The 21,925-nt window shown below is 62.2% G+C and carries 21 protein-coding genes and 1 riboswitch; of the genes, 11 read left to right on the top strand and 10 right to left on the bottom strand.

The window, feature by feature from the left end:
* The first annotated feature begins 11 nt into the window (after positions 1-11).
* From dapE to VM94_RS13270, 3 genes are all read left to right on the top strand, one after another.
* A complete protein-coding gene (gene dapE / locus VM94_RS13280; protein ID WP_046683913.1) occupies positions 12-1,148 on the top strand; it encodes a succinyl-diaminopimelate desuccinylase in 1,137 nt (378 codons plus the stop codon).
* Between the two features lie 56 nt (positions 1,149-1,204).
* A complete protein-coding gene (gene prmB, locus VM94_RS13275) occupies positions 1,205-2,095 on the top strand; it encodes a 50S ribosomal protein L3 N(5)-glutamine methyltransferase (protein WP_046683912.1) in 891 nt (296 codons plus the stop codon).
* A gap of 93 nt (positions 2,096-2,188) precedes the next feature.
* Positions 2,189-4,177, top strand: coding sequence for an ATP-binding cassette domain-containing protein (locus VM94_RS13270; RefSeq protein ID WP_046683911.1), 1,989 nt, complete (start codon positions 2,189-2,191; stop codon positions 4,175-4,177).
* A gap of 40 nt (positions 4,178-4,217) precedes the next feature.
* Here the strand turns inward: VM94_RS13270 and VM94_RS13265 are convergent, their stop codons facing one another.
* On the bottom strand, positions 4,218-4,700 hold the full coding sequence (locus VM94_RS13265) for a chemotaxis protein CheW (protein WP_046683910.1): 483 nt from the start codon (positions 4,698-4,700) through the stop codon (positions 4,218-4,220).
* Between the two features lie 195 nt (positions 4,701-4,895).
* On the opposite strand from VM94_RS13265, the gene arfB reads away from it, so the two are divergent.
* Positions 4,896-5,294, top strand: a complete 399-nt coding sequence (gene arfB / locus VM94_RS13260) for an alternative ribosome rescue aminoacyl-tRNA hydrolase ArfB (RefSeq protein ID WP_034749850.1) — start codon at positions 4,896-4,898, stop codon at positions 5,292-5,294.
* Positions 5,295-5,297: 3 nt separating this feature from the next.
* Here the strand turns inward: arfB and VM94_RS13255 are convergent, their stop codons facing one another.
* Positions 5,298-7,157 carry a flagellar assembly protein A gene (locus VM94_RS13255; protein WP_052755803.1) on the bottom strand — a complete coding sequence of 620 codons (1,860 nt, stop codon included), beginning with the start codon at positions 7,155-7,157 and terminating at the stop codon, positions 5,298-5,300.
* A 155-nt stretch (positions 7,158-7,312) separates the two neighbouring features.
* Positions 7,313-7,702, bottom strand: coding sequence for a hypothetical protein (locus VM94_RS13250; protein WP_046683909.1), 390 nt, complete (start codon positions 7,700-7,702; stop codon positions 7,313-7,315).
* A gap of 263 nt (positions 7,703-7,965) precedes the next feature.
* Between VM94_RS13250 and ompR the strand changes: the two genes are divergently transcribed.
* Positions 7,966-8,667 (top strand): osmolarity response regulator transcription factor OmpR, encoded by a 702-nt coding sequence (gene ompR, locus VM94_RS13245; protein ID WP_223278807.1) that lies wholly within the window; start codon positions 7,966-7,968, stop codon positions 8,665-8,667.
* Between the two features lie 13 nt (positions 8,668-8,680).
* Entirely contained in the window at positions 8,681-10,039 is a 1,359-nt protein-coding gene (locus VM94_RS13240) for a sensor histidine kinase (RefSeq protein WP_046683908.1), read from the top strand.
* 132 nt (positions 10,040-10,171) lie between these two features.
* Here the strand turns inward: VM94_RS13240 and VM94_RS13235 are convergent, their stop codons facing one another.
* A complete protein-coding gene (locus tag VM94_RS13235) occupies positions 10,172-10,651 on the bottom strand; it encodes an Imm26 family immunity protein (RefSeq protein WP_046683907.1) in 480 nt (159 codons plus the stop codon).
* A 93-nt stretch (positions 10,652-10,744) separates the two neighbouring features.
* Positions 10,745-11,050, bottom strand: coding sequence for a ferritin family protein (locus tag VM94_RS13230; RefSeq protein ID WP_034750230.1), 306 nt, complete (start codon positions 11,048-11,050; stop codon positions 10,745-10,747).
* 142 nt (positions 11,051-11,192) lie between these two features.
* On the opposite strand from VM94_RS13230, the gene VM94_RS13225 reads away from it, so the two are divergent.
* Positions 11,193-12,350, top strand: coding sequence for an iron-containing alcohol dehydrogenase (locus VM94_RS13225; RefSeq protein WP_046683906.1), 1,158 nt, complete (start codon positions 11,193-11,195; stop codon positions 12,348-12,350).
* Between the two features lie 66 nt (positions 12,351-12,416).
* A riboswitch (TPP riboswitch) is annotated at positions 12,417-12,514 on the top strand.
* A gap of 87 nt (positions 12,515-12,601) precedes the next feature.
* Positions 12,602-14,749 carry a TonB-dependent siderophore receptor gene (locus VM94_RS13220; protein ID WP_046683905.1) on the top strand — a complete coding sequence of 716 codons (2,148 nt, stop codon included), beginning with the start codon at positions 12,602-12,604 and terminating at the stop codon, positions 14,747-14,749.
* Here the strand turns inward: VM94_RS13220 and VM94_RS13215 are convergent.
* The 3 genes from VM94_RS13215 to VM94_RS13205 all read right to left on the bottom strand — a co-directional run bounded on the left by VM94_RS13215 (position 14,746) and on the right by VM94_RS13205 (position 16,519).
* Positions 14,746-15,294: an AAA family ATPase gene (locus tag VM94_RS13215; protein WP_046683904.1), complete on the bottom strand. Its 549-nt coding sequence runs from the start codon at positions 15,292-15,294 to the stop codon at positions 14,746-14,748. The genes VM94_RS13220 and VM94_RS13215 overlap by 4 nt on opposite strands.
* Entirely contained in the window at positions 15,294-15,905 is a 612-nt protein-coding gene (gene pnuC, locus VM94_RS13210; RefSeq protein ID WP_046684578.1) for a nicotinamide riboside transporter PnuC, read from the bottom strand. Before pnuC ends, VM94_RS13215 begins: the two co-directional genes overlap by 1 nt.
* Positions 15,906-16,000: 95 nt before the next feature.
* Positions 16,001-16,519 (bottom strand): DUF2867 domain-containing protein, encoded by a 519-nt coding sequence (locus VM94_RS13205; protein ID WP_046683903.1) that lies wholly within the window; start codon positions 16,517-16,519, stop codon positions 16,001-16,003.
* Positions 16,520-16,586: 67 nt separating this feature from the next.
* Between VM94_RS13205 and VM94_RS13200 the strand changes: the two genes are divergently transcribed.
* From VM94_RS13200 to VM94_RS13190, 3 genes are all read left to right on the top strand, one after another.
* Positions 16,587-17,222 carry a TetR/AcrR family transcriptional regulator gene (locus VM94_RS13200; RefSeq protein WP_052755754.1) on the top strand — a complete coding sequence of 212 codons (636 nt, stop codon included), beginning with the start codon at positions 16,587-16,589 and terminating at the stop codon, positions 17,220-17,222.
* A gap of 40 nt (positions 17,223-17,262) precedes the next feature.
* Entirely contained in the window at positions 17,263-17,877 is a 615-nt protein-coding gene (locus VM94_RS13195) for a class I SAM-dependent methyltransferase (protein WP_046684576.1), read from the top strand.
* Positions 17,878-17,944: 67 nt separating this feature from the next.
* Entirely contained in the window at positions 17,945-18,454 is a 510-nt protein-coding gene (locus tag VM94_RS13190; RefSeq protein WP_138829155.1) for a hypothetical protein, read from the top strand.
* 21 nt (positions 18,455-18,475) lie between these two features.
* Here VM94_RS13190 and VM94_RS28225 read toward each other — a convergent pair whose 3' ends face one another.
* Together VM94_RS28225 and VM94_RS28220 are read right to left on the bottom strand one after the other, a co-directional pair.
* Complete coding sequence (locus VM94_RS28225; protein WP_138829156.1) at positions 18,476-20,236, bottom strand: SEL1-like repeat protein; 1,761 nt, start codon at positions 20,234-20,236, stop codon at positions 18,476-18,478.
* Positions 20,237-20,325: 89 nt separating this feature from the next.
* Positions 20,326-21,924, bottom strand: coding sequence for a tetratricopeptide repeat protein (locus tag VM94_RS28220; protein ID WP_138829157.1), 1,599 nt, complete (start codon positions 21,922-21,924; stop codon positions 20,326-20,328).
* Position 21,925: the final 1 nt, after the last annotated feature.

The raw sequence follows: 21,925 nt of genomic DNA, 5'->3' as shown, positions 1-21,925 counted from the left end.
CGACCTTACCCATGACCACCTCCAAAACCCTCGCCCTGACCGAAAAACTGATCGCCCTGTCCTCGGTCACGCCCGACGACAAGGGCTGCCAGCAGCACCTGATCGATATCCTCACGCCGCTGGGCTTTGTCTGCGAGACGATACAGTCGAACGACGTCACCAATCTGTGGGCGCGCCGTGGCACGACTTCTCCCGTGTTCGTCTTTGCCGGCCATACGGACGTGGTGCCGACCGGCCCCGTCGAGCAATGGCGCTCGCTGCCCTTTATCCCCACCCACCGCGACGGCAAGCTGTACGGCCGTGGCGCGGCCGACATGAAGACCTCGATCGCCGCCATGGTGGTCGCTTGCGAGGAATTCATCGCCGCCACGCCCGACCATACTGGTTCGATCGCCTTTCTGATCACCAGCGACGAGGAAGGCCCGGCCACGGACGGCACCGTCATCGTCTGCAACAAATTGAAGGAACGGGGCGAGCAGATCGACTATTGCCTGGTAGGCGAGCCGACGTCGAGCGCGCAGCTGGGCGACATGATCAAGAACGGCCGCCGCGGTTCGCTGTCGGGCCGTTTGACGATCAAGGGCGTGCAAGGCCATATCGCCTACCCGCACCTGGCGAAAAACCCGATCCACGAAGCGGCGCAGGCGCTGGCCGATTTGGTCGAGGAAAAATGGGATGCCGGCAACGAGTATTACCTGCCGACGTCTTGGCAAATGTCCAACATCAACGCGGGCACGGGCGCCAACAACGTGATTCCGGGCGACATGGTGATCGATTTCAATTTCCGCTTTTCCACGGCCAGCACGGCGGAAAACCTGCAGGAACGAGTCCACGCCATCCTCGACAAGCATGACTTGCAATACGATTTGCAGTGGACCCTGAGCGGCCTGCCCTTCCTCACGCCACGCGGCACCTTGAGCGATGCGCTGTCGTCCGCCATCCTCGAAGAAACGGGCCTCACGACGGAGCTGTCGACCACGGGCGGCACCTCGGATGGCCGGTTTATCGCGCAAATCTGCCCCCAAGTGATAGAATTCGGGCCGCCCAATGCCAGTATTCACAAGATCGACGAGCACATCGAACTGCGCCACATCGATCCCTTGAAGAATATTTACCGGCGCACGCTGGAGCATTTGCTGCCCGTCTGAACCAGAATACCGAGGCCCGTCACGGCGGGCCAGAACACCGTCTTTTCGAGAATGCCATGACCCCGAACCCGTTTTCCACGCCACGCGACCTGCTGCGCTACGCCGTTACCCGTTTCAATACCGCCAAGCTGTTTTTCGGCCACGGCAGCGCCGAAGCGTTCGACGAAGCGGCCTATCTGATCCTGCACACCTTGAAGTTGCCGCTCGACAAGCTCGAACCGTTCCTCGACGCCAAGCTGCTGCCGTCGGAAGTGGCCAGCGTGATGAGCGTCATCGACCGCCGCAGCATCGACCGCGTGCCGGCCGCCTACATCACCAAGGAAGGCTGGCTGGGCACCTACAATTTCTACGTGGACGAGCGCGTGATCGTGCCCCGTTCCTTCATCGCCGAGCTGATCCCTGAATACTTCTCGCCATGGGTCGCGGAACCGGAAGCCGTGGAAAACATCCTGGAACTGTGCACCGGCTCGGGCTGCCTGTCGATCATGATGGCCGACGCCTTCCCGAACGCCGCCGTCGATGCCGTGGACATTTCCGCCGACGCGCTGGCCGTGGCCAAGCGCAACGTCGACACGTACAAATTGCAGGACCGCGTGAACCTGATCGAATCGGACCTGTACACAAACGTGCCGGCCAAGAAATATGATTTGATCATCAGCAACCCACCATACGTGAATTCGGCGTCGATGGGCGCCCTGCCCCAGGAATACCTGGCCGAACCGCAAATCGCCCTCGACGGCGGCAGCGACGGCATGGACCTGGTGCGCAAGATCATCGCCGGCGCGGCCGAGCGCCTGACGGACGACGGCATCCTGATGATTGAAATCGGCAACGAGCGCGCATACGCGGAAGCGGCCTTCGGCGAGCTGGGCCTGACCTGGCTGACGACGAGCGCCGGCGACGACATGGTGTTCCTGCTGACGGCCGAGCAGCTCAAGCTGGCTTGATCGACTTGGCAGGTCGGATAACGCCCTTCGGGCTAATCCGACCTACCTGAATTTTACGGCGCGGGTTCATTCCCAGCCTTTACAAAGAAAAAAATGATACGTTTCCTACAAGTAAGCCTGATGCGCGGCATCAAACCGTTGCTCGAACAAGTCGACGTCACCCTCAATCCGGGCGACAAGATCGGCCTGATCGGCGCCAATGGCGCGGGCAAATCGAGCCTGTTCGCCATGATGCGTGGCGAATTGCACCCTGACCAGGGCGAGATCGATTTCCCGGCGAAATGGCGCGTGGCTTACGTGGCGCAGGAAACGCCGCCGCTGGACCGTGCCGCGCTCGACTATGCGATCGATGGCGACATCACCCTGCGCAAGCTGGAAGCGGAACTGACGCGCCTGGAATCGGAACCGGCCACGTCGGAAAACGGCATCGCCATCGGCGAAATCTACAGCGCGCTGGCCGATGCCGACGCGTATACCGTGCAGTCGCGCGGCGAGCAATTGCTGCTGGGCCTGGGCTTCACCCTGGACCAGATGCAGCAGCCGGTGGCGAGTTTCTCCGGCGGCTGGCGCATGCGTTTGAACCTGGCGCAAGCGCTGATGTGCCCATCCGACCTGCTGCTGCTCGATGAACCGACCAATCACCTGGATCTGGACGCCATCATCTGGCTGGAAGACTGGCTCAAGCGCTACGCCGGCACCTTGCTGATCATTTCCCATGACCGCGACTTCCTCGACGAAGTGGTCAACGTCGTCGTGCATATCGACGAACGCAAGCTGAAGCGCTATTCGGGCAACTATTCGAGCTTCGAGCGTCAACGCGCGGCGCAGATGATCCTGGCCGCCGGCGCGCTGGAAAAGCAGCAACGCAAGCGCGCCCACCTGGAATCGTTCGTCAACCGCTTCAAGGCGCAAGCGTCGAAGGCCCGCCAGGCGCAAAGCCGCATGAAGGCGCTGGCGAAGATGGAAGAACTGGCGCCATTGCGCGCCGCCGCCGAATTCTCGTTCGAATTCCGCGAGCCGCTGAGCGCGCCGAACCCGCTGCTGGTGATGGAAGACGTCGATGCTGGCTACAAGATCGAGAACGAAGCGACTGGCGAAATCACGCATAAAACCATCGTCAACGGCATCAAGTTTTCGCTGCAGATCGGCCAGCGTATCGGCTTGCTGGGTCAGAACGGCGCCGGCAAATCGACCCTGATCAAGACCATCGCCGGCGAACTGATGCCGTTGACGGGCGACGCCACCATGGGCAAGGGCCTCAACATCGGCTACTTCGCCCAGCACCAGGTGGAAATGCTGCGCCACGACGAATCGCCGCTGTGGCATCTGTCGAAGATCGCCCCGACCGTGCGCGAGCAGGAACTGCGCAACTTCCTGGGCGGCTTCAACTTCCCCGGCAACATGGTGACCGCCTCGATCGCACCGTTCTCGGGCGGCGAAAAAGCCCGTCTGGCGCTGGCCCTGATCGTCTGGCAGCGTCCGAACCTGCTGCTGCTCGATGAACCGACCAATCACCTGGATCTGGAAACGCGCGAAGCGCTGACGGAAGCGCTGGCCCAGTTCGAAGGCACCCTGGTCGTCGTGTCCCATGATCGCCACTTGCTGCGCGCCACCACGGACGAATTCATCATCGTTGCCGACGGCAAGCTGCAGCCGTTCGACGGCGACCTGGACGACTACAAGGACTGGCTGTTCAAGACCAAGCTGGGCAAAGGCACGGACGTGCTGCCGGCCGCCGGCAAGGCCAACAAGACCGACTTCCCCGTCGTGTCGCCGGTAGCGGCCGCCGCGCCTGCCGCGCCCGTGCGCGACAAGCGCAAGGAAGCGGAAGAGCGCCAGAAAACGGCCGCCCTGCGCAAGCCGATCGAAAACAAGATCAAGCGCCAGGAAGAGCAGATCGCCAAGCGCAATGCGCAAAAGGCGGAAACCGACGCCAAGCTGGGCGAGCCGACCATCTATGACGCCGCCAACAAGGCGAAATTGAAGCAACTGCTGGCCGACCAGACCTTCTTTACCAAGGACCTGGCACAGCTGGAAGCGGAATGGCTCGATCTGCAGGATCAGCTGGAAAAGCTCGGCTAATTCGGTAGCGACAAAAGACGACTTTCGGGTCGTCTTTTTTTTAGGCCGCCTGCAGGGGGCTGGGGCTGCGGATCGCCATCAGGCGGTCGATGTCGACGAGGATCAGGCGGCGCCCCGCCACCGTGCCCAGGCCCAACAGGTAATCGGCTTCCGCCGCGCCCAGGCCTGACACGGCGGCGATGTCGCTTGGCGCCAGGCTGACGATATCGGTGACGCCATCGACCACCATGCCCATCACGCCATTGCTCAGCTGCAAAATGATCACGTCGGTGGCCGGGTCGGGCGCGCTCTGGGCGCCACCGAACGCGGCGCGCATGTCGACGATGGGGATGATCACGCCGCGCGAGACGGCCACGCTGTGCAGCACTTCCCCTTCCGAGGAAAAACGGTCGAGTTCCTTCAGCGGACGCAATTCCCGCACGCAGCGGTAGTCAAGGCCGTATTCCAGGCCGCCCAGCCGGAAGCTCAAGTACTGCGTCAGGTATTGCGCAGTTGCGGCGCCAGGCGTGGTCGTGGGCTGCATGGTGTTCCTTTCATCCGGTAAGCGCTGCCAGGATGCGCAATGGCGCAACGTTGGCCCCATGCTAACCAGCATCGCCGCAAGCGGCGTTGAGAAACATCAATTTTCCCGGAAGACATCATCAGCTGGCCGCCCGCCCTTGCGCCGGCGCAGCCATCTTCCCTTACAATACCCACATCATTCCCCCACAGGCAGGCCATGCAACACCTCGTCAATCCCGCTGAAGTTGAATTCTCCGCCATCCGCGCCCAGGGCCCGGGCGGGCAGAACGTCAACAAGGTCTCCAGCGCCATCCATTTGCGCTTCCCCATCGCCGCCTCGTCGCTGCCGGAAGCGTACAAGGAGCGGCTGCTGGCCCTGCGCGACAGCCGCATCAGCAAGGATGGCGTGCTGGTGCTCAAGGCGCAGCAATCGCGCAGCCAGGAGCAGAACAAGGAAGAAGCGTTGCGGCGCTTGCAGGAAATCATCGACAGCGTGACCTTCCTGCCCGCCGTGCGCCGCGCCACCAAGCCCACGCGCAGTTCGCAGCGACGCCGCCTCGACAGCAAGAGCACGCACAGCGTACTCAAGCAATCTCGGGGCAAGGTCACGGATTAAACGCTACGGCGGCGGCGCATACGTCCACTCCAGGCTGCCCGTGCTATCCGCAAACACGGCTTGCGTGACCGGCGTGGCGCTGCGCAGCAAGGCCTTGATTTCTTTCGGAGGGCGGTCGTAGACCTTGGCCGGCCCGGGCGGCACGACCAAGGCGCGCACCGTCGTCTCGCCATCGATCAGGCCCAGGCTGCAGCGCGACTGGCCCGCCGTCGCCTGCCGCTCCTGGCGCAGTTGCGCCACCAGGGCCAGCATCTGCGCGTGCAGGATTTCCGACTGTTTCACCTCCACGCGCAGCCGCGCCACCTCTTTCAGGACCGGAGCGATGCGCGCGGCCAGCTTGTCGTACTGCACCTGCTGCGTTGGCTGCAACTGCAATTCGCCGCGCCGCAGCTGGCCCGCCAGGGTCAGGTAATTGCGCACCTCGGGCAATTGCGCGATGGCGTCGATCTCCTGCTGGCGCTTGTGCTGCACCTGCAGGAATTGCGCCCCCTTCGCCAGGCTCTCGGCGATCTTCTGCTCCAGCGCGCTCAGGTCGGGCACCAGCGGGAACAGCAGCATTTCCACCTGCTTGCGGGGACCGGCGCTGCCGATGCGGATGGTGCGCGCCGCCACGGCGCAGCCTTCGGCCAGCTCGATGACGACCTCGTCGGCGATGATCTCGCAATTGCTGGCGCTATCGATCACCACGCGCGTGCCTGCGATGACGCAGCTTTCCGCGCGCTTCACGTGTACTTCACCGCTCAGCGCCTGCAGCACGGAACCGGAAGCGACGCCCTCGACGCGCACGTCGCCGTGTTCATTAAACGCCGTGCCGCCCACCAGGTTGCGGTGTAACAAGATCAAGCCGCCATGCGAGTGCAAATGGCCATATACGTCGCCATGGATGGTGATGTCGCTGCCGTCGAGCTGGCGCTGCTCCTGCACTTCGCCATACTCCTCGTAGGCGGCGCGCAGCTTCAGATTGCCCGTGGTGCGGCTGCTGACGCCTTCGCGGCTGACGATCTTGTTTTCGATCGACATCTTGCCGCTCTCATCGACATTCACATAGCCATCCTGGGTGGCCACAAGGAAATCGCCATCGCTGAAATGCTCGACCGCCGTGCCTGGCCCCGCCACCGTGGCCAGGTCCAGTTCCAGCGGCGCGGGCGGCGGCAGCGCCTTGCCGGCCAGGTCGTAGCCAGGCAAGCCGGGCGTACCGGGCAGCAGACGCAGCAGGCGCGCGTGTTTTTTCACTTGCGGAAAGCGGTTCTTGAAGCTGAGCAAATCGAGGCGGCCATCGGAGCGTTCGCGCGGCGCATCGTCGCGATGGATGCCTTGCGACACTTCGACCAGCTGGGCGTCGCGCCCCGGCTGCGGCGGCAGCACCCGCGCCACCGTGATGCGCTCGGCCTTGCCGCTGGCGAGCATGGCGCGCACGGCCACGCTATCGATGCCGTAGTGCACGCCCTTGCACCACAGGTCGGCCACCAGCTCGTCAAACTCGCGGCGCGCAGGCACCTGGCCGTCCGCGTCCGCAAGCAGGGCTTCAAAGTAAAACTCGGCGCTGTCGCCACGGATCTTGACCTGTTTGTACAGCGCGCGGCGCGGGGGCGGGAATGGCGCCACGCGCACGGCGATGCGCAGCAAGGCGTCGCCCTTGGGCGCGGCGCGGGGAGTGGGAGCATGGAACAGGGTCAGCAGGAACAAACCGTAGTCGAGGCCGGCCAGCAACTGCCCCGACTGGAACAGCTGGTCGACGGCGGCGCGCAGCTGCGCCGGCGCCAGCGACATGTCAAGGCACACGCCCTCTTCGCGCTGGACCAGGCCGAGCGGCAAGCCGCCTGCGGGAGCCGCATCAGGAACGGGTGTGTCGTCGTCGCTCACCACTTGCCTCCCCAAAAACCGAGAATTGCCTCATTGCGTTAGAACAATATCACGCGGCGGGGCCGTGTGCCTGACTGAGCAATACAAAGGGGGGAGCAAATGCAAACAGGGCCATGTCTTGCGAGATGGCCCTGTCGGATGGGGTTGTACACCGCCTAGCGGCGCGGCGGATTCGAGTAGATGTCCTGGCCCACTTCGTTGATTTGGCGGCGCAGGTCGCGGCGCTCGTCGGGCGTCATGCGGCCCGTGCGGCGCGAGGCGTCGGCGCCTTCGTTGGCGCGGCGCTGCTCTTCGGCGCGCGTGTCGAAACTGCGTGCGTCACGCTGTTCGCGCAAGCGCGTATCATTGCTGTTGCTGCGCTGAACCTGTTCATATCGCTGGGCCTGCATTTGCTGCTGGTCGTCACGGCGTGGCGGCGGCTGGTTTTGCGCTGACGCCAGGCCGGCGGCAAACACGGAACAAATGGCACATGCGGACAGCACGGTCGTACGTGCGGCAAAAGCTGCGCTGGGAGCGGCGTGAATTTTTTTAGTAAAGATATTCATTGAGTTCCTCTTCCGCGATGCCGTATAAACTAAAGCTGATTTCCACTGTGGCCCCAGTGTATGATGCTTTACACGGTGCAGTAAGAGTAATTGGGTAAAGTTTGTAACACTTTGTAATGGGTCGCCACAGCCCCTTGCCGACGCCGCGCGAGGCGTTACTATAGCAACTAATATAAGATAACACGACACCCTAAATGACCACAACCTCCACTTCCGGCAGCAATACAACAACGCAATCGATCCACGGCCACCAGGCAAAAATCATGGTGGTCGATGACGATGTGCGCCTGCGCGACCTGCTGCGGCGCTACCTGACCGAACAGGGCTTTAATGTCTTCACGGCAGAGAGCGCGACGGCCATGAACAAGCTGTGGCTGCGCGAACGCTACGACCTGCTCGTGCTCGACCTGATGCTGCCCGGTGAAGACGGCCTGTCGATCTGCCGCCGCCTGCGCGGCGCGGGCGATCAGACGCCGATCATCATGCTGACGGCCAAGGGCGAGGACGTGGACCGCATCGTGGGCCTGGAGATGGGTGCCGACGACTACCTGCCGAAACCGTTCAATCCGCGCGAGCTGGTGGCCCGCATTGGCGCCGTACTGCGCCGCAAGGGTCCCGATGAAATCCCGGGCGCCCCGTCGGAAACGCCGCAAACCTTCGAGTTCGGCGACTTCGTGCTGGACCTGGGCACGCGCACCCTGAAAAAGAATGGCGAAACGGTGCCGCTGACGACCGGCGAGTTTTCCGTGCTGAAAGTGTTTGCCCGCCATGCGCGCCAGCCGCTGTCGCGCGAAAAACTGATGGAACTGGCGCGCGGCCGCGAATACGAAGTGTTCGACCGCAGCCTGGACGTGCAAATCTCGCGCCTGCGCAAGCTGATCGAACCCGACCCGTCGAGCCCGCTGTTCATCCAGACCGTGTGGGGCCTCGGCTACGTCTTCATCCCGGACGGACAGCCGCGCTGATCGCAGGCGAGGCATGATGAAGCTTGTTCCCGATATCAGCCTGGCGCGGCTGAAAAGCGGCCTGTTCTGGCGTACCTTTTTGCTGCTGGGCACTTTGACCACCGTCAGCATGATCACCTGGATCGGCATGATTTCCGTCATCCAGCGCGAGCCGCAGGCGCAGCAGATTTCCGCCCAGATCATTTCCGTCGTCACCATCACGCATGCGGCCCTGACGCACTCGGCTCCCGAGCTGCGGCGCGAGCTGCTGTTCGACCTCGTCAGCAATGAAGGCATCCGCATCTTCTCGCTGGAAGAGGACGACCGCATCGAGCCGCCGCCCGACAATTACCTGATGCCCGAGATCGAGGCGCTGGTGAAGGCCAAGCTGGGCAAGGACACGCGCTTTTCCGCGCGCGTCAATGGCGTGGCCGGCTTCTGGGTCAGCTTCAAGATCGACGACGACGAGTACTGGCTGATGCTGGACCGCGAGCGCCTGCGCGGCCTGACGGGCTTCCAGTGGCTGGGATGGGCCAGCCTGGTGTCCCTGCTGTCGCTGCTGGGCGCGGCCATCATTTCCAGCCTGATCAATCTGCCGCTGTCGCGTCTGACGGCGGCCGCGCGCGACATCGCCAAGGGCAAGCAGCCGGCGCCGCTGCCGGAAAAGGGCCCGATAGAGATCATTGAGGCGAACCGCAGCTTCAACCAGATGGTCGATGATCTGAAACAGGTGGAATCGGACCGCGCCGTGATCTTGGCGGGCATTTCGCACGACTTGCGCACGCCGCTGGCACGCATGCAGCTGGAAGTGGAAATGGCGAATCTGTCCGACGAGGCGCGCGAAGGCATCCAGTCCGATATCGGGCAGATGGACGCCATCATCGGCCAGTTCCTCGACTATGCCAAGCCGACGGAAGCGTCGAGCTTTACGGACGTCGACCTCAGTGGCTTGCTCAACGACATGACGCGCGAAGCGATGCGCCTGCCGGACGTGAAGATCAACGCCACCATCGCCGATGGCGCGCATGCGATGGGCAACCCCACCGACTTGCGCCGCGTATTGAACAACCTGATCGAGAATGCGCGCCGCTATGGCAAGACGCCGGGCGGCGACGTGACGGAAATCGACATCGCCTGCCAGGTACGCACCAGCCACGGCGCGAAAAAGGTCATCATCGAAGTGCAGGACCACGGCACGGGCGTGCCGGCGGAAAAGATCGAGCAGCTGATGAAGCCGTTCACCCGCCTCGACACGGCGCGCGGACAGGCAAACGGCGCCGGCCTGGGCCTGGCCATCGTCGACCGCGTGCTGCTGCGCCATGGCGCCGAATTGCAGGTCCGCAACCGCGAAGGCGGCGGCCTGGCGTTTCAGATCAGCTTGCCAGCGGCGTAAGCGGCGTAGGTCGGCGTAGGTCGGCTTAGCGCAAGGCGCGTAAGCCGACACCACCAGCGGCCTTGGCCAACAATGTTGTCGGATTACGCGAGGCAAGGCCTCGCTAATCCGACCTACGCCGCCGGACCGCGGTCAAGCCGACGCCTGCTCCTGCGCGAGCAATTTATTCATCAACAATTCCGTCGCCCCGTAGCCGTACAGGGAATCGCTTTCCATGCCCGGCGTGTCGAAGGGGATCGATTCCTCGCGGTTCAGCTTGGCAGGATCGGCGTCCGCATAGCTGGCGCGCCAGGCACGCTGCAAGGATTCGTTGCGGCGGATAAAGGCCGGCATGGGCCAGTCGTCACGGTTCCAGTGGGGACTGTCGCCCAGCAGGGGCCAGCGCTCGTTGAGCAAGGCCATGTCGCCCGTGCGCAGGCGGCGCACGGCCTGTTCCGGCCGCAAGCCTTCCAGCTCTTCCAGCGCAGGCAGGCTGTCGCGTTTCGGCCCGAACATATACGCCAGCATGATGCGCCCGGCAGGCGCCCTGCGTGCCACCACGCCGACGGCATAACCGCCGCCCGGCAGGGGCACGGCAAACCAGCTGCCTTCTCGGTATGGTAATGATTTCATTTCTGCAAACTCCCCCAAAATCGTGTTCGGGGCACAGTCTACGCGAAGCGATGCGAAAGTGGCGCATGGTACGCCACAACAACAAACCAATAGTTACAATATTTTCTCGTCATAGTGATACTGGGCAACAATCGGCCCCGCCTTGAACAGCGCTTCCTTCATGGCCGTGTCCAGGCGCGCGTCGCGGCGGCGCATCCATTCGAGCAGCATGGCCGCTTCCTTGCGGCTCGTGTCGCCCGCATGCGCGAGCACGCGGCGCAGTTCCGGGTCCGTGCACGCCTCGAAACGCTGGCTGTTCAAGTCCAGCGCCTGCAGTGCGGCGATGGTGGCGCCGATGGCGCGGTGCATGTCGAGCGCGGTGGCCGGCAAGCCGGATTCTTCCAGTGGGACGGTGGTCATGCGCATTCCTTTTCGCGTGGTGGTGACATCGGCTGCATTCTCCACCGCGCGGGCGAAAAGCTCAAGCGTCCACGACACGTTTCCACCCGTTCGGCCATAATCATGGCTCAGCAACAGCCTAAACCCCAGCGGCAGGAGCCCCATGTTCAATTTCGACTTTTACAATCCGACGCAAATCCTCTTTGGCCAGGGCCAGATCGCCGCCATCACGGCGCTGATCCCGCCCCAGGCCAGAGTGCTCATGACGTATGGCGGCGGCAGCATCAAGCAGAACGGCGTCTACGATGAAGTCAGGGCGGCGCTGGCCGGGCATACGATGATCGAGTTTGCCGGCATCGAACCCAATCCCAGCTATGAAACCCTGATGCAGGCCGTGGCCCTCGTGAAAAGCGAGCGCATCGATTTCCTGCTGGCCGTCGGCGGCGGTTCCGTGGTCGATGGCACCAAGTTCATCGCCGCGGCCGCCCTGCATGAGGGCGAGGCGTGGGACATCCTGGCTAAGGGCGGCAAGATCGTCGAGGCCGCCCTGCCCTTCGGCACCGTATTGACCTTGCCGGCCACGGGGTCCGAAATGAATGGCTCGGCCGTGATCACGCGCAAGGCCACGCAGGAAAAGCGCTCGTTCATGAGCCGCAAGGTGTATCCGAAATTCTCCGTGCTGGACCCGTCGAAAACGTTCACCTTGCCGCTGCGCCAGGTGGGCAATGGCGTCGTCGACGCGTTTGCGCATGTGATGGAGCAATACCTGACCTATCCCGTGAACGCCGCCGTGCAGGACCGCTTTGCCGAAGGTATTTTATTGACCCTGATCGAGGAAGGCCCGAAAGCGCTGTCGCACCCGGATGACTACGACGTGCGCGCCAATGTGATGTGGAGCGCCACCCTGGCCTTGAACGGCCTGATCGGCGTGGGCGTGCCGCAGGACTGGTCCACGCACGCCATCGGCCATGAATTGACGGCCTTGTACGAGCTCGACCACGCGCAAACCCTGGCCATCATCCTGCCCAGCATGCTGCGCGTGCGCAAGCAGGCCAAGCGCGCCAAGCTGCTGCAATACGCGGCCCGCGTCTGGGGCCTGGACGGCGGCGACGAGGATGGCCGCATCGAGGCGGCCATCGCCCGCACGGAATTCTTCTTCCGCCACATGGGCGTCAAGACGCGTCTGGCCGACTATGGCCTGAACCATGCGAGCGTGGACGCCGTCGTGTCCGCCCTGGAAGCGCACGGCATGACGGCGCTGGGCGAACAGCGTGAAATCACGCCCACCATCAGCCGCAAGGTGCTGGAACTGAGTTTGTAGTTTCAACCGGCACTGTTGTAAAACGGTCAGCCAGCGGGACAGCTGGCCGTGCTTCATGCTAAGCTGTCATTTCGCTAGGGGTCCTGGAGCAGTCATCCGGGTGAGAGATACCCTTCGTACCTGATCTGGATAATGCCAGCGAAGGAAAGCGCAAAGTACCTCCCTCCTTTGATAGCTCCTGCGTTGGCGCCAGCCGAACAAGCAGCCTGCCGTGCTCTTCTTAAAGAGACGGCTTGAACCACGAGCAATCTATGTCCACACCGAATTTATCCGTTTCTGTTTTGACCCTGGCGATCCTGCACGCGTTTGCCGCACCGGCCTTTGCCGCGAACGACGCCGCCGACGCCGCCGACCCGCAGGCCCAGAGCATGGCCGAAGTCGTCGTCACGGCCAGCAAGGCGCCGGCCGCCAAGCGCGCCTCCGTGGGCGGCTTTTCCGACGCGCCGCTGCTGCAGACGCCGGCGTCCGTCACCGTCATTTCGCAGAAAGACATGCAGGACTTGCAGATCCGCAATCTCAGCGATGCCGTCAAGCTCGACACCAGCATCAACGACGCCTACAACGCCGTCGGCTATGCGGAACAGTTTTCCATCCGCGGCTTCAAGCTCGACAACAATTCCAGCTACCGCAAGGATGGCGTGGCCATTCCTGGCGATACGCAAATTCCGCTGGAAAACAAGGAACGCATCGAAGTGCTGAAAGGCCTGGCCGGCTTGCAGGCAGGCGTGGCCGCGCCGGGCGGCGTGGTCGACTTCATCGTCAAGCGCCCCACCGCCGCACCGCTGCGCACCGTCACCGTGGAAACGCGCGAGCGGGGCACCCTGTACGGCGCCGTCGACCTGGGCGGCCGCCTGGAAGACACGCGCTTCGGCTACCGCGTCAACGTGGCGGCCGAGCGCCTGCGCTCCTACATCAAGGGCGCGGACGGCAACCGCAAGTTCATTTCCGGCGCCTTCGACTGGCAAATCTCGCCGCAAGCGCTGCTGCAGATCGATGCCGACTACCAGGACAAGGCGCAGGCGACGGCGCCCGGCTTCCAGCTGCTGAACAACAAGACCCTACCGACCGGCATCAGCGCCGACGCCATGCTCAACCTGCAGCCATGGACGCGCCCCGTGGAAACCATCACCAGCAATATCGGCCTGCGCTTCCAGTACGCCTTCAATGACGACTGGCGCGCCACCCTGTCGGCCAACCAGCACTCGTTCAAGCGCGACGACTACACGGCCTTCCCGTACGGCTGCAGCGCGCAAGACCTGTACCCTGGCTTCTGCGGCAATGGCGACTACGACGTGTATGACTACCGCAGCCTGGGCGAAACGAAAAAGCCGCTGAGCGCGCAAGCCATGATCCAGGGCAAGTTCGCCACCGGTTCCCTGCGCCATGAATTCACGGCCGGCGTCTCGACCTTCCGCCGCAGGGACCGCGCGGGCCTGTACGTGTACGACTGGGCTGGCGTGAGCAATATCTACCACCCGCAGATCGTCGACATGTCGACGGGTGTGCAAGGCCCCGTGCGCCTGGTGCGCAAGGATACGGAAAACTCCGTCTTCGTGCAGGATATCGTCAGCCTGGCCCAAAACTGGAAGCTGCATGGCGGCTTGCGCCATATCGACGTCGACGGCTACCAGTATGTGCTGAAGGCCGACAAGGAAATCCGCGCCAAGCACGATTTCCTGCTGCCCAACGTGTCGCTCGTCTACACCCCGCTCGACAATGTGTCCGTGTACGCGGCCTATTCGCAGGGCATGGAACATGGCGGCACGGCCGATCGCAAGGCGATGAATGCCAACGAAGAACTCACGCCCAGCCGCTCCAAGCAGATCGAGCTTGGCGCGAAGATGGATGTGACGCCTGACTTCATTGTGGCGGCCAGCCTGTTCCAGATCCGCAAGGGCCTGGAATTCCAGAATGCCGCAGGCTACTTCGTGCGCGAAGGCCAGGCCCAGCACCGTGGCCTGGAATTGTCGGCCCAGGGCAAGGCATCGTCCAACCTGAGCCTGGGCGCCTCCGTGACAGCCCTGAACAGCCAGCAGTCAGGCACGGGCAATGCGGACCTCGATGGCAAGCGCGTGCCCAACGTGCCGGCCTTCAAGGCAGCCGTGCATGCGGACTACGCCGTGCAGCAGGTGGCAGGCTTGAGCGTGAATGGCAGCTGGGAATTTGCGGGCAAGAAAGCATTTGAGTACAACAACACGACCTTCGTGCCGTCGTACAACGTGTTCAACCTGGGCGCCGCCTGGGCCACGCGCATCGCCGGCACGCGCGCCGTGCTGCGCGCCAGCGTCAACAACGTGGCCGACAAGTTCTACTGGCGCGACGTGACGCCGGAATCGGACGGCTATCTGTATCCGGGCGCCAGCCGCACCTTCAAGGTGTCGGCACAGTTTGATTTTTAATTGAGGGAAATGGCAGACGCTGCAGCCAGCGCCTGCCGCAGCAAAGGCGCCGCCTGTTCCAGGCGCGCCTCCAGGCTGTCGTGCAGCACGTGGTACACAATGCCGCGCGCGTCGAGCTCGTCGAGAAGGTAGCGGTAGATCAGCTGGCGCACGGCTTCCGATTCGCGCTGCAAGCCGTCGGCTACCCACGGGCTGTCGGGCGCCGTCACCAGGGTCAGATCGTACTGCGTGGCATCGGCCAGCGCCGCCAGCGGCGCATCGGCGCCATTGAAATAATGGCGGCTGTAGACGACCGTCATCAACGGCGTCGTGTCGCAAAACAGGAAGTTGCGCGCTTGCGCGGCGGCTGCCGCCTCGCGTTCGACTTGCGTGCGCGCAATGCCATACTGGTCGACCGCGACGGGCACCCTGCCCTGCGTCTCGACAAATTCGCGTAAATACTCGGGCACCCAGACGGTGCCGTAGCGCTCGGCCAGGGCGGCCGCCAGGGTCGACTTGCCCGACGACTCCGCGCCCAGGATGGCTACGCGCACGCAATGGCCCATCACTTGAGGACCATCGCATCGGGCGCGGCCGGCGCCGACTTTCTCCACGCCAGCAAGCCGATGATGGCCATCACGACGAAGAACGCATACAGCACGGCCGTCAGGGTCAGGCCCTTGTGCACATACAGCCACACGTACAGCACGTCGACGATGATCCAGGCGATCCAATTTTCCAGCTTCTTGCGCGACAGCAGGAATTGGCCCACCAGGCTGCCTGCCGTGAGGAAACCGTCCGCGTGCGGCACGTCCGTGTCCGTCGTCGTCAGCAGCCAGGCGATGAGCAGGAAGCCGACCAGCCAGCCTACGGCGCAAGCCAGCCAGCCGCGGCCATCGAGGCGCGTGACGGGCAAGGTCTTGCCGCCACTGGCCGGATGCAGCCACTGGTACCAGCCCCAGAACGAGACGCTGATGAACAGCAGTTGCAAGGCCATGTCGCCATACAGGCGCGACTCGAAAAACACGAAACCGTAGGCGGCCGAGGAAATGATGGCGAACAGCCACGCCCAGTGATTCTGGCGGATGTTCAGCGCAACGGTTGTCAGTGCCAGGACAAAGGAAATCAGTTCAAGCGGCGTGGTGGCAAAACCCAGCAGGAGAAGCGTATCGTTCATGGGAATCGTGATGAGGCTGGTGGTGCAGTATGCAATACCGGCCATGAATAAGCAAGATTGCCCGCAGCGTCACGCCCCTTCCCCGCTCAACCCGCTCAGGCAAAGCCTTCCTTGACGGCGCGCGCCAGCGAACGCCGCACGATCAGCTTGTGGAAAGGCCGGATCACCAGGATGTAGGCGCGTCCCACCGCATTATGGCAATGCACGACACTGGACAGGGTCACGCTGCCATGCGGCCCCGCGTCGCGGTGGCGCAGCACCGACAGGCGGAAGTCCAGGTGGCTGTCGTCCTCGCCCACGATGATCTCATCGTCGCTGACGGCAAAGATGCGGAAGATGCCGATGCGCTTGCCGGGCCGCTCTTCCATCTGCTTTGCCGTCCGGATGCCGAAGCGCGCCACGATGGCGTCGCGCACCACCATCAGCTTGCGCGCCCAGCCCGGCTGACTGCCCAGCAGCGCGCGCGCCAGGTTTTCCATGTCCATCTGGCGCGCCTGCGCAGTCGGCAGCGCGACGGCATACGCATCGGCCAGGTTGCTGCCCTGGTACAAGGGGGCGATGCTGGCGCCGGGCGGCATGGCCACGGCAAGTACCACGTTGCTTATCTCTTGCATGTGCTCTCCATGTTTTCAGTGATAACATGACCATCATACACGACAATGTGAACAGCGATAACATAGAATGACAATAACGACTACCTATCATCATGGCAACCTGCGCGACACCCTAGTCGCCGCCACCATCGCGCAACTGGCGCAGCAGCACGACGCCACCCTCTCGCTGCGCGAACTGGCGCGCACGGTGGGCGTGTCGATCGCCGCCGTGTACCGCCACTTCCCCAGCAAGGAAGCCTTGCTGGCCGACGTGGCGGCCGCCGGTTTCGCCAGCCTGATCGCAAAATGGGAAGCGGAATTGCCGCCGCAGGGCAGCCTGCCCTCCGAACAGCGGTTTCAGCTGCTGGGCCAGCAATACATCGAATTCGCCCTGGCCGCACCGGCCCACTACCGGCTGATGTTCGAACACCAGGACGTGCGCCAGTTCCCCGCCCTGCTGGAAGCGGCGCAAGCGTGCTTCCAGTACGTGCTGCAGACGGCCGGCGCGGCCGTGCGCGAAGCGGGCCTCGACCCGCGCTGGGACAAGGCCGCCGCCAGCGCCGGCTGGTCGCTGGGCCACGGCTACGTGATGCTGCTGCTGAGCGGCCGCCTGGCCATGGCGGACGGCGGCGACGACTTGTCCCCCGCGATGGTGCCGCGTTTTTTCCAGTTGCCCGTGGAGGCCTTGCGGCAGGCGCGTCAGCAAGCGGGAGAACAGCCATGATGACCATCGCCAGATGCGCCCGCTGATCATGCAGGAACCCATGGCCCCATCCACTGTCCCGGGCACCGAGGGCTATGCAGAAAATGCAGGGCGGCTCATCTCCCGATATGACAGCGTTGCCTTCCTGGATAAATACCGCCCCGTTGCCCATCTCTTGCCGACGCGATCAGGCGCCGTGCTCGACATCGGCGCCGGGACAGGCGGCGACGCGGCGTGGCTGGCAAGCCTGGGGCACACGGTAATCGCGCTTGAGCCCGTTGCCGCCTTCCGCGCGGCGGGCATGAAGGCGCATGCCCTGGCCAACCTTGAATGGATCAACGATAGCCTGCCCGCCCTGTCCACGATAGGCGCGCGCCACACCAAGTATGACCTGATTGTCGTCGCTGCCGTCTGGATGCATCTGACAGCGGAAGAAAGGATGGAGGCGATGGGCAATATCAGCACATTGCTCAAGCCCGGCGCAGTACTCGTCATTTCCCTGAGGCATGGCCCGGCTCCTGAAGGCCGCCGCATCTTTGACGTATCCGCCAGTGAAACGGCAGACCTGGCGATGCGGCATGGACTCAAGGTCATGCTGAGCACGCAGGCGCCATCCATCCAGCCGCAGAATCGCCAGGCGGGGGTGAGCTGGTCCTGGCTGGTCTTTGAAAAATGATTCAAGCTGAAGCAGCATGCGCCAGGGAGCTGAGAGGCACGCACTCAGCCGAGACCAGCCATTATTTTTGAAACACCGTCAATTTATGCACAATATATCGATAGACACTCTCTCCGTGATCGCCAGGCAATGCATTGCCGTAACGTGCCTGCAACGCTTTTGCCAGCGGCATGCCCTTCATCATCAGGCACTGTCCGCGTTCACCGAACACATATGGCAAGTGACGCAGGTCGGGCCTGGGGATTTTGCTGCCTGGGAAAGCGGCTTTGCTTCCCTGGCCATGACGGGCATGGGCGATCCCTGGCCGGACGACATCCGCATGGCCATACCCGGGCACCTGCTCGGCACGCTGGAGCAACTTGTTCAGCATGTGCTGGAAACGAGCGCCTGCACCTGGTATGGCAATGACCTTCCGGAAAGCCGGCGCCAGCTGGAAGCCGTGCTTGATCTCTGTGCCCGGCATGACGTGGCGATACCGCAGTTGGCGCACTATGTGCAGCACGATGCTGCCCTGCGCGGCGGCTGGGGGCCGGCGCTCACGGACGAAGAAGTCAGGGCCTGGAAAGCCCTGATATAGCATGCGGCCGGCAAATGCCCGTCATGCGGGGCTGGCCAATGCCGCCAGCCGCACCTGCTCGAGCAGCCGCTCCTCTTCATCCGTATCGGCGTCGATTTGCGTGACCACGGTCCAGAAGTGCGCGCATATTTTGATTTGCTCGAAAGCATGGCTCGTTTCAAGCCGCACCATGGTTTTCCTCAGGCTGTGCAGATAGCCTTCCTCGATGGCATCGAGCAAGTCGTCATCGGCAGCGTCGATCAGCTCGATCAGCGCGCCTTCTATCGTTGCATGCCCCTCTTCCCACAGCTGGCCGATTTCCGGCACATCGACTTCCATGCACTCGTTCGACCAGTCCGGCGGATAGTCACCACGCGCCCGGCTATCGGGGTCGGTGTCAAAGCTCAGCGAAAGGGACGGAAACGATACGGCGTTGAAGGCAAACGCTGAAAATTCCTGGTCCTTGAATGGGGAGGCGCCCAGCAGTGCCAGCGATGCAGTGGCCAGCCTGAGCCAGGTCTCTTCAACGGCGTATGCCGCTTCAAACGTTTGCCAGTCAGGCAGCGAATCGGGAGTCAGGGACATGGTGGGCCTGTCGGAAAAGAATAGCGGTGGATAGTGCGAGGAATTATACGTGGCACAGCCAATGCGGCAGGCGGTGGCGCGTGAACAGTGCGGGCGATGCTGGGACGGCAAACCGGCGGCTTGCCCGTATGCGGAAAATGGCGCAGTCGGCGCGTCGCTGTGCAAGCCGGTGGGTTGCAGGGCATAGTCGGCGGCCAGGAAATACGGTTTTTGTAACAGCGAGGCTGCGCTTGGCTTCGGGATGGCTGGCGGTGGGCGCACACCCTTGGCTTCATGCAGCAAGGTATCCCTGTCACCATTCCAGGGCGGCAGGTCGGCGGGGGGCAGCTGCAATACCTTGTCCAGATTGGGAAAGCGCGCATTGGGATTGAATCCCAGTTCACGATTAAGTACCGCATAACGTTCGCAGCGAGCTTTGTCCACGTATGGCGCCAGCATATCGGCAAGATCAAAAGGAGAACCAAATTCAATTGCCAGTGCATTTGCGCAATCCCCACAGCCGAACTTAACACCTTCATGCAATACTTTTAATGCACGATTTTTTGTTTCGGCGTTACGCGAGCCATTTATTTTTCCACTGGCGGCCCGTGGAGACACGTACAAATAATGCAAATCAAATGCTACCGGACCATATCCTTGCCCAAATGCACATTCCAGCATTTTTGTCGCAACGGGAATATTGGACCAATAGCCCGCCCCTTCACTGGCGGGTCCTACATTTAATTTATCCGCCAAAAATGCCATTGCCTGAGGATTTCCCATGACAGCAGCCTTTTGCCAGAAGGCATAAGCCCGGGTGGTATCGCCTGTCACACCCGTACTGTTCGCATAATACGTTCCCATCCGGTCGTAGGCCGCCGGTATGCCCAGCCGCATTGCCTTTTCCACCAGTTGCACCGCCTCTTCCTCACCATTTAAAGGATCGCGCCCTTCCACGTACAGGCTGGCCAGATTGAGCATCGCCTTCCAGTGCAATCGCTCCGCCGCCTGACGCGTCAGATCGACAATTTTTTTGTAACCGCAGTCTTCCACGAAAATTTCAGGATCTTCCATGGCGCGTCCTTCGAGAAACCAGTCCTCGGCTTGCGCATCAATGGGCGGCACTTTGCTCGCCTCAGTTTCGCAGATAAAATCCGCGACATGCGGATTGAAGAGGGGCAGACTTTGGTTGCGCGGCCAAACTTTTCGTCTGGCATTTTGCAGGCAAGCAGGCAGCATAAGAAGATAAGCGATGCGCAGCGTCCTCTCATGGCAGCCTTGCAGGATTGATTGCTATCCATTGCGTCCTCCATCGCTGCGGCATTACGTTATCCAAGATCAGGAAGGGACGCATCCATCAAATGCCACATTACGTCGCCATCTGACAAATCAAGCAGCCAGTCGCGGCGCGGTCGCGGGAACGGTGCGCCCTGGCTCAGCCACGCCTGGCGCCAGTACTGGTTGACGATGGCCTGCAGCGGATGGTCGGCCGCCACCCACGGTTGCCAGACGCCGCTGACCGGACAGGCCTGGTCGCAAGCGCAGCTCAACCATGGCTCAGGCCGCGCCACCTCGCGCAGCAAGCCGCGCGCCGCGCGCGGCTCCACTGCCCCATGGTTGTGCCGTATCGTCAGGTACTGTTCCCATGTCACGCGGCCATAACGACTCTTGTTGTCGGCATCCAACACGCTGAAATGGCGGAACTCTTCATCTTTACGGAACAGCCGGGCCGGCTCCGTCAATCCTTGCCCTTGGGCCGGTTGCCAATATGCGGAAAACGGCGCAGTAGGCGCGTCGCTGTGCAAGCCGGTGGGATGCAGCGCATAGTCGGCGGCCAGGAAATACGGTTTTTGCAACAGCGAGGCGGCGCTTGGCTGTGGGATCGCTGGCGGCGGGCGCACACCCTTGGCTTCATGCAGCAAGGTATCCCTGTCGCCATTCCAGGGGGGCAAGTCGGCGGGGGGCAGCGGCAATACCTTGTCCAGATTAGGAAAGCGTGCATTGGGATTGAATCCCAGTTCACGATTAAGTACCGCATAACGTTCGCCGCGAGCTTTGTCCACGTATGGCGCCAGCATATCGGCAAGATCAAAAGGAGAACCAAATTCAATTGCCAGTGCGCTCGCACATTCTGCGCAGCCAAACTTGACTCCCTCATGCAATACATTTAGAGCACGCTGTTTGGTTGCAGGAGTTCGATCGCCAATCTCATCGCCATTTGCAGCTCTTGGTATTGCATACAAATAGTGCAGGTTAAACGCAGCAGGCCCATACCCTTGAGAAAGCGCACACGCCATCATTTTTATCGCTACAGGAATATTGGCCCAATATCCAGGAATAGCACCGTCTGTTCCCGCTCTTAATTTTTCCCCTAAAAATGCCATCGCCTGAGGATTTCCCATGACAGCCGCCTTTTGCCAGAAGGCATAAGCCCGGGTGGTATCGCCTGTCACACCCGTACTGTTCGCATAATACGTTCCCATCCGGTCGTAGGCCGCCGGTATGCCCAGCCGCATCGCCTTTTCCACCAGTTGCACCGCTTCTTCCTCACCATTTAAAGGATCGCGTCCTTCCACATACAGGCTGGCCAGATTGAGCATCGCCTTCCAGTGCAAACGCTGCGCCGCCTGACGCGTCAGATCGATGATTTTTTTATAATCGCGGTCTTCCACAAAAATTTCAGGATCTTCCAAGGCGCGTGCTTCGAGAAACCAGTCCTCGGCTTGCGCATCGATGGGCGGCACCTTGTTCGATTCGATTTCACAAATGAAATCAGGGACATGCGGATTGAAGAGGGGCAGGCTTTGGTTGCGTGGCAAGACTTCTTCTTTGTCGTTTGGCATTTTGCAGGCGAATAAAGGGATATACAGGAGAACTACCAATACGGAACATGGCAGACGAATGAATATATTTTGATACTGTTTCATG

The sequence above is a fragment of the Janthinobacterium sp. KBS0711 genome, assembly GCF_000988085.1.
Lineage (GTDB): Bacteria > Pseudomonadota > Gammaproteobacteria > Burkholderiales > Burkholderiaceae_D > Janthinobacterium > Janthinobacterium lividum_E.
This window is presented reverse-complemented; position numbering and strand designations above follow the sequence as displayed.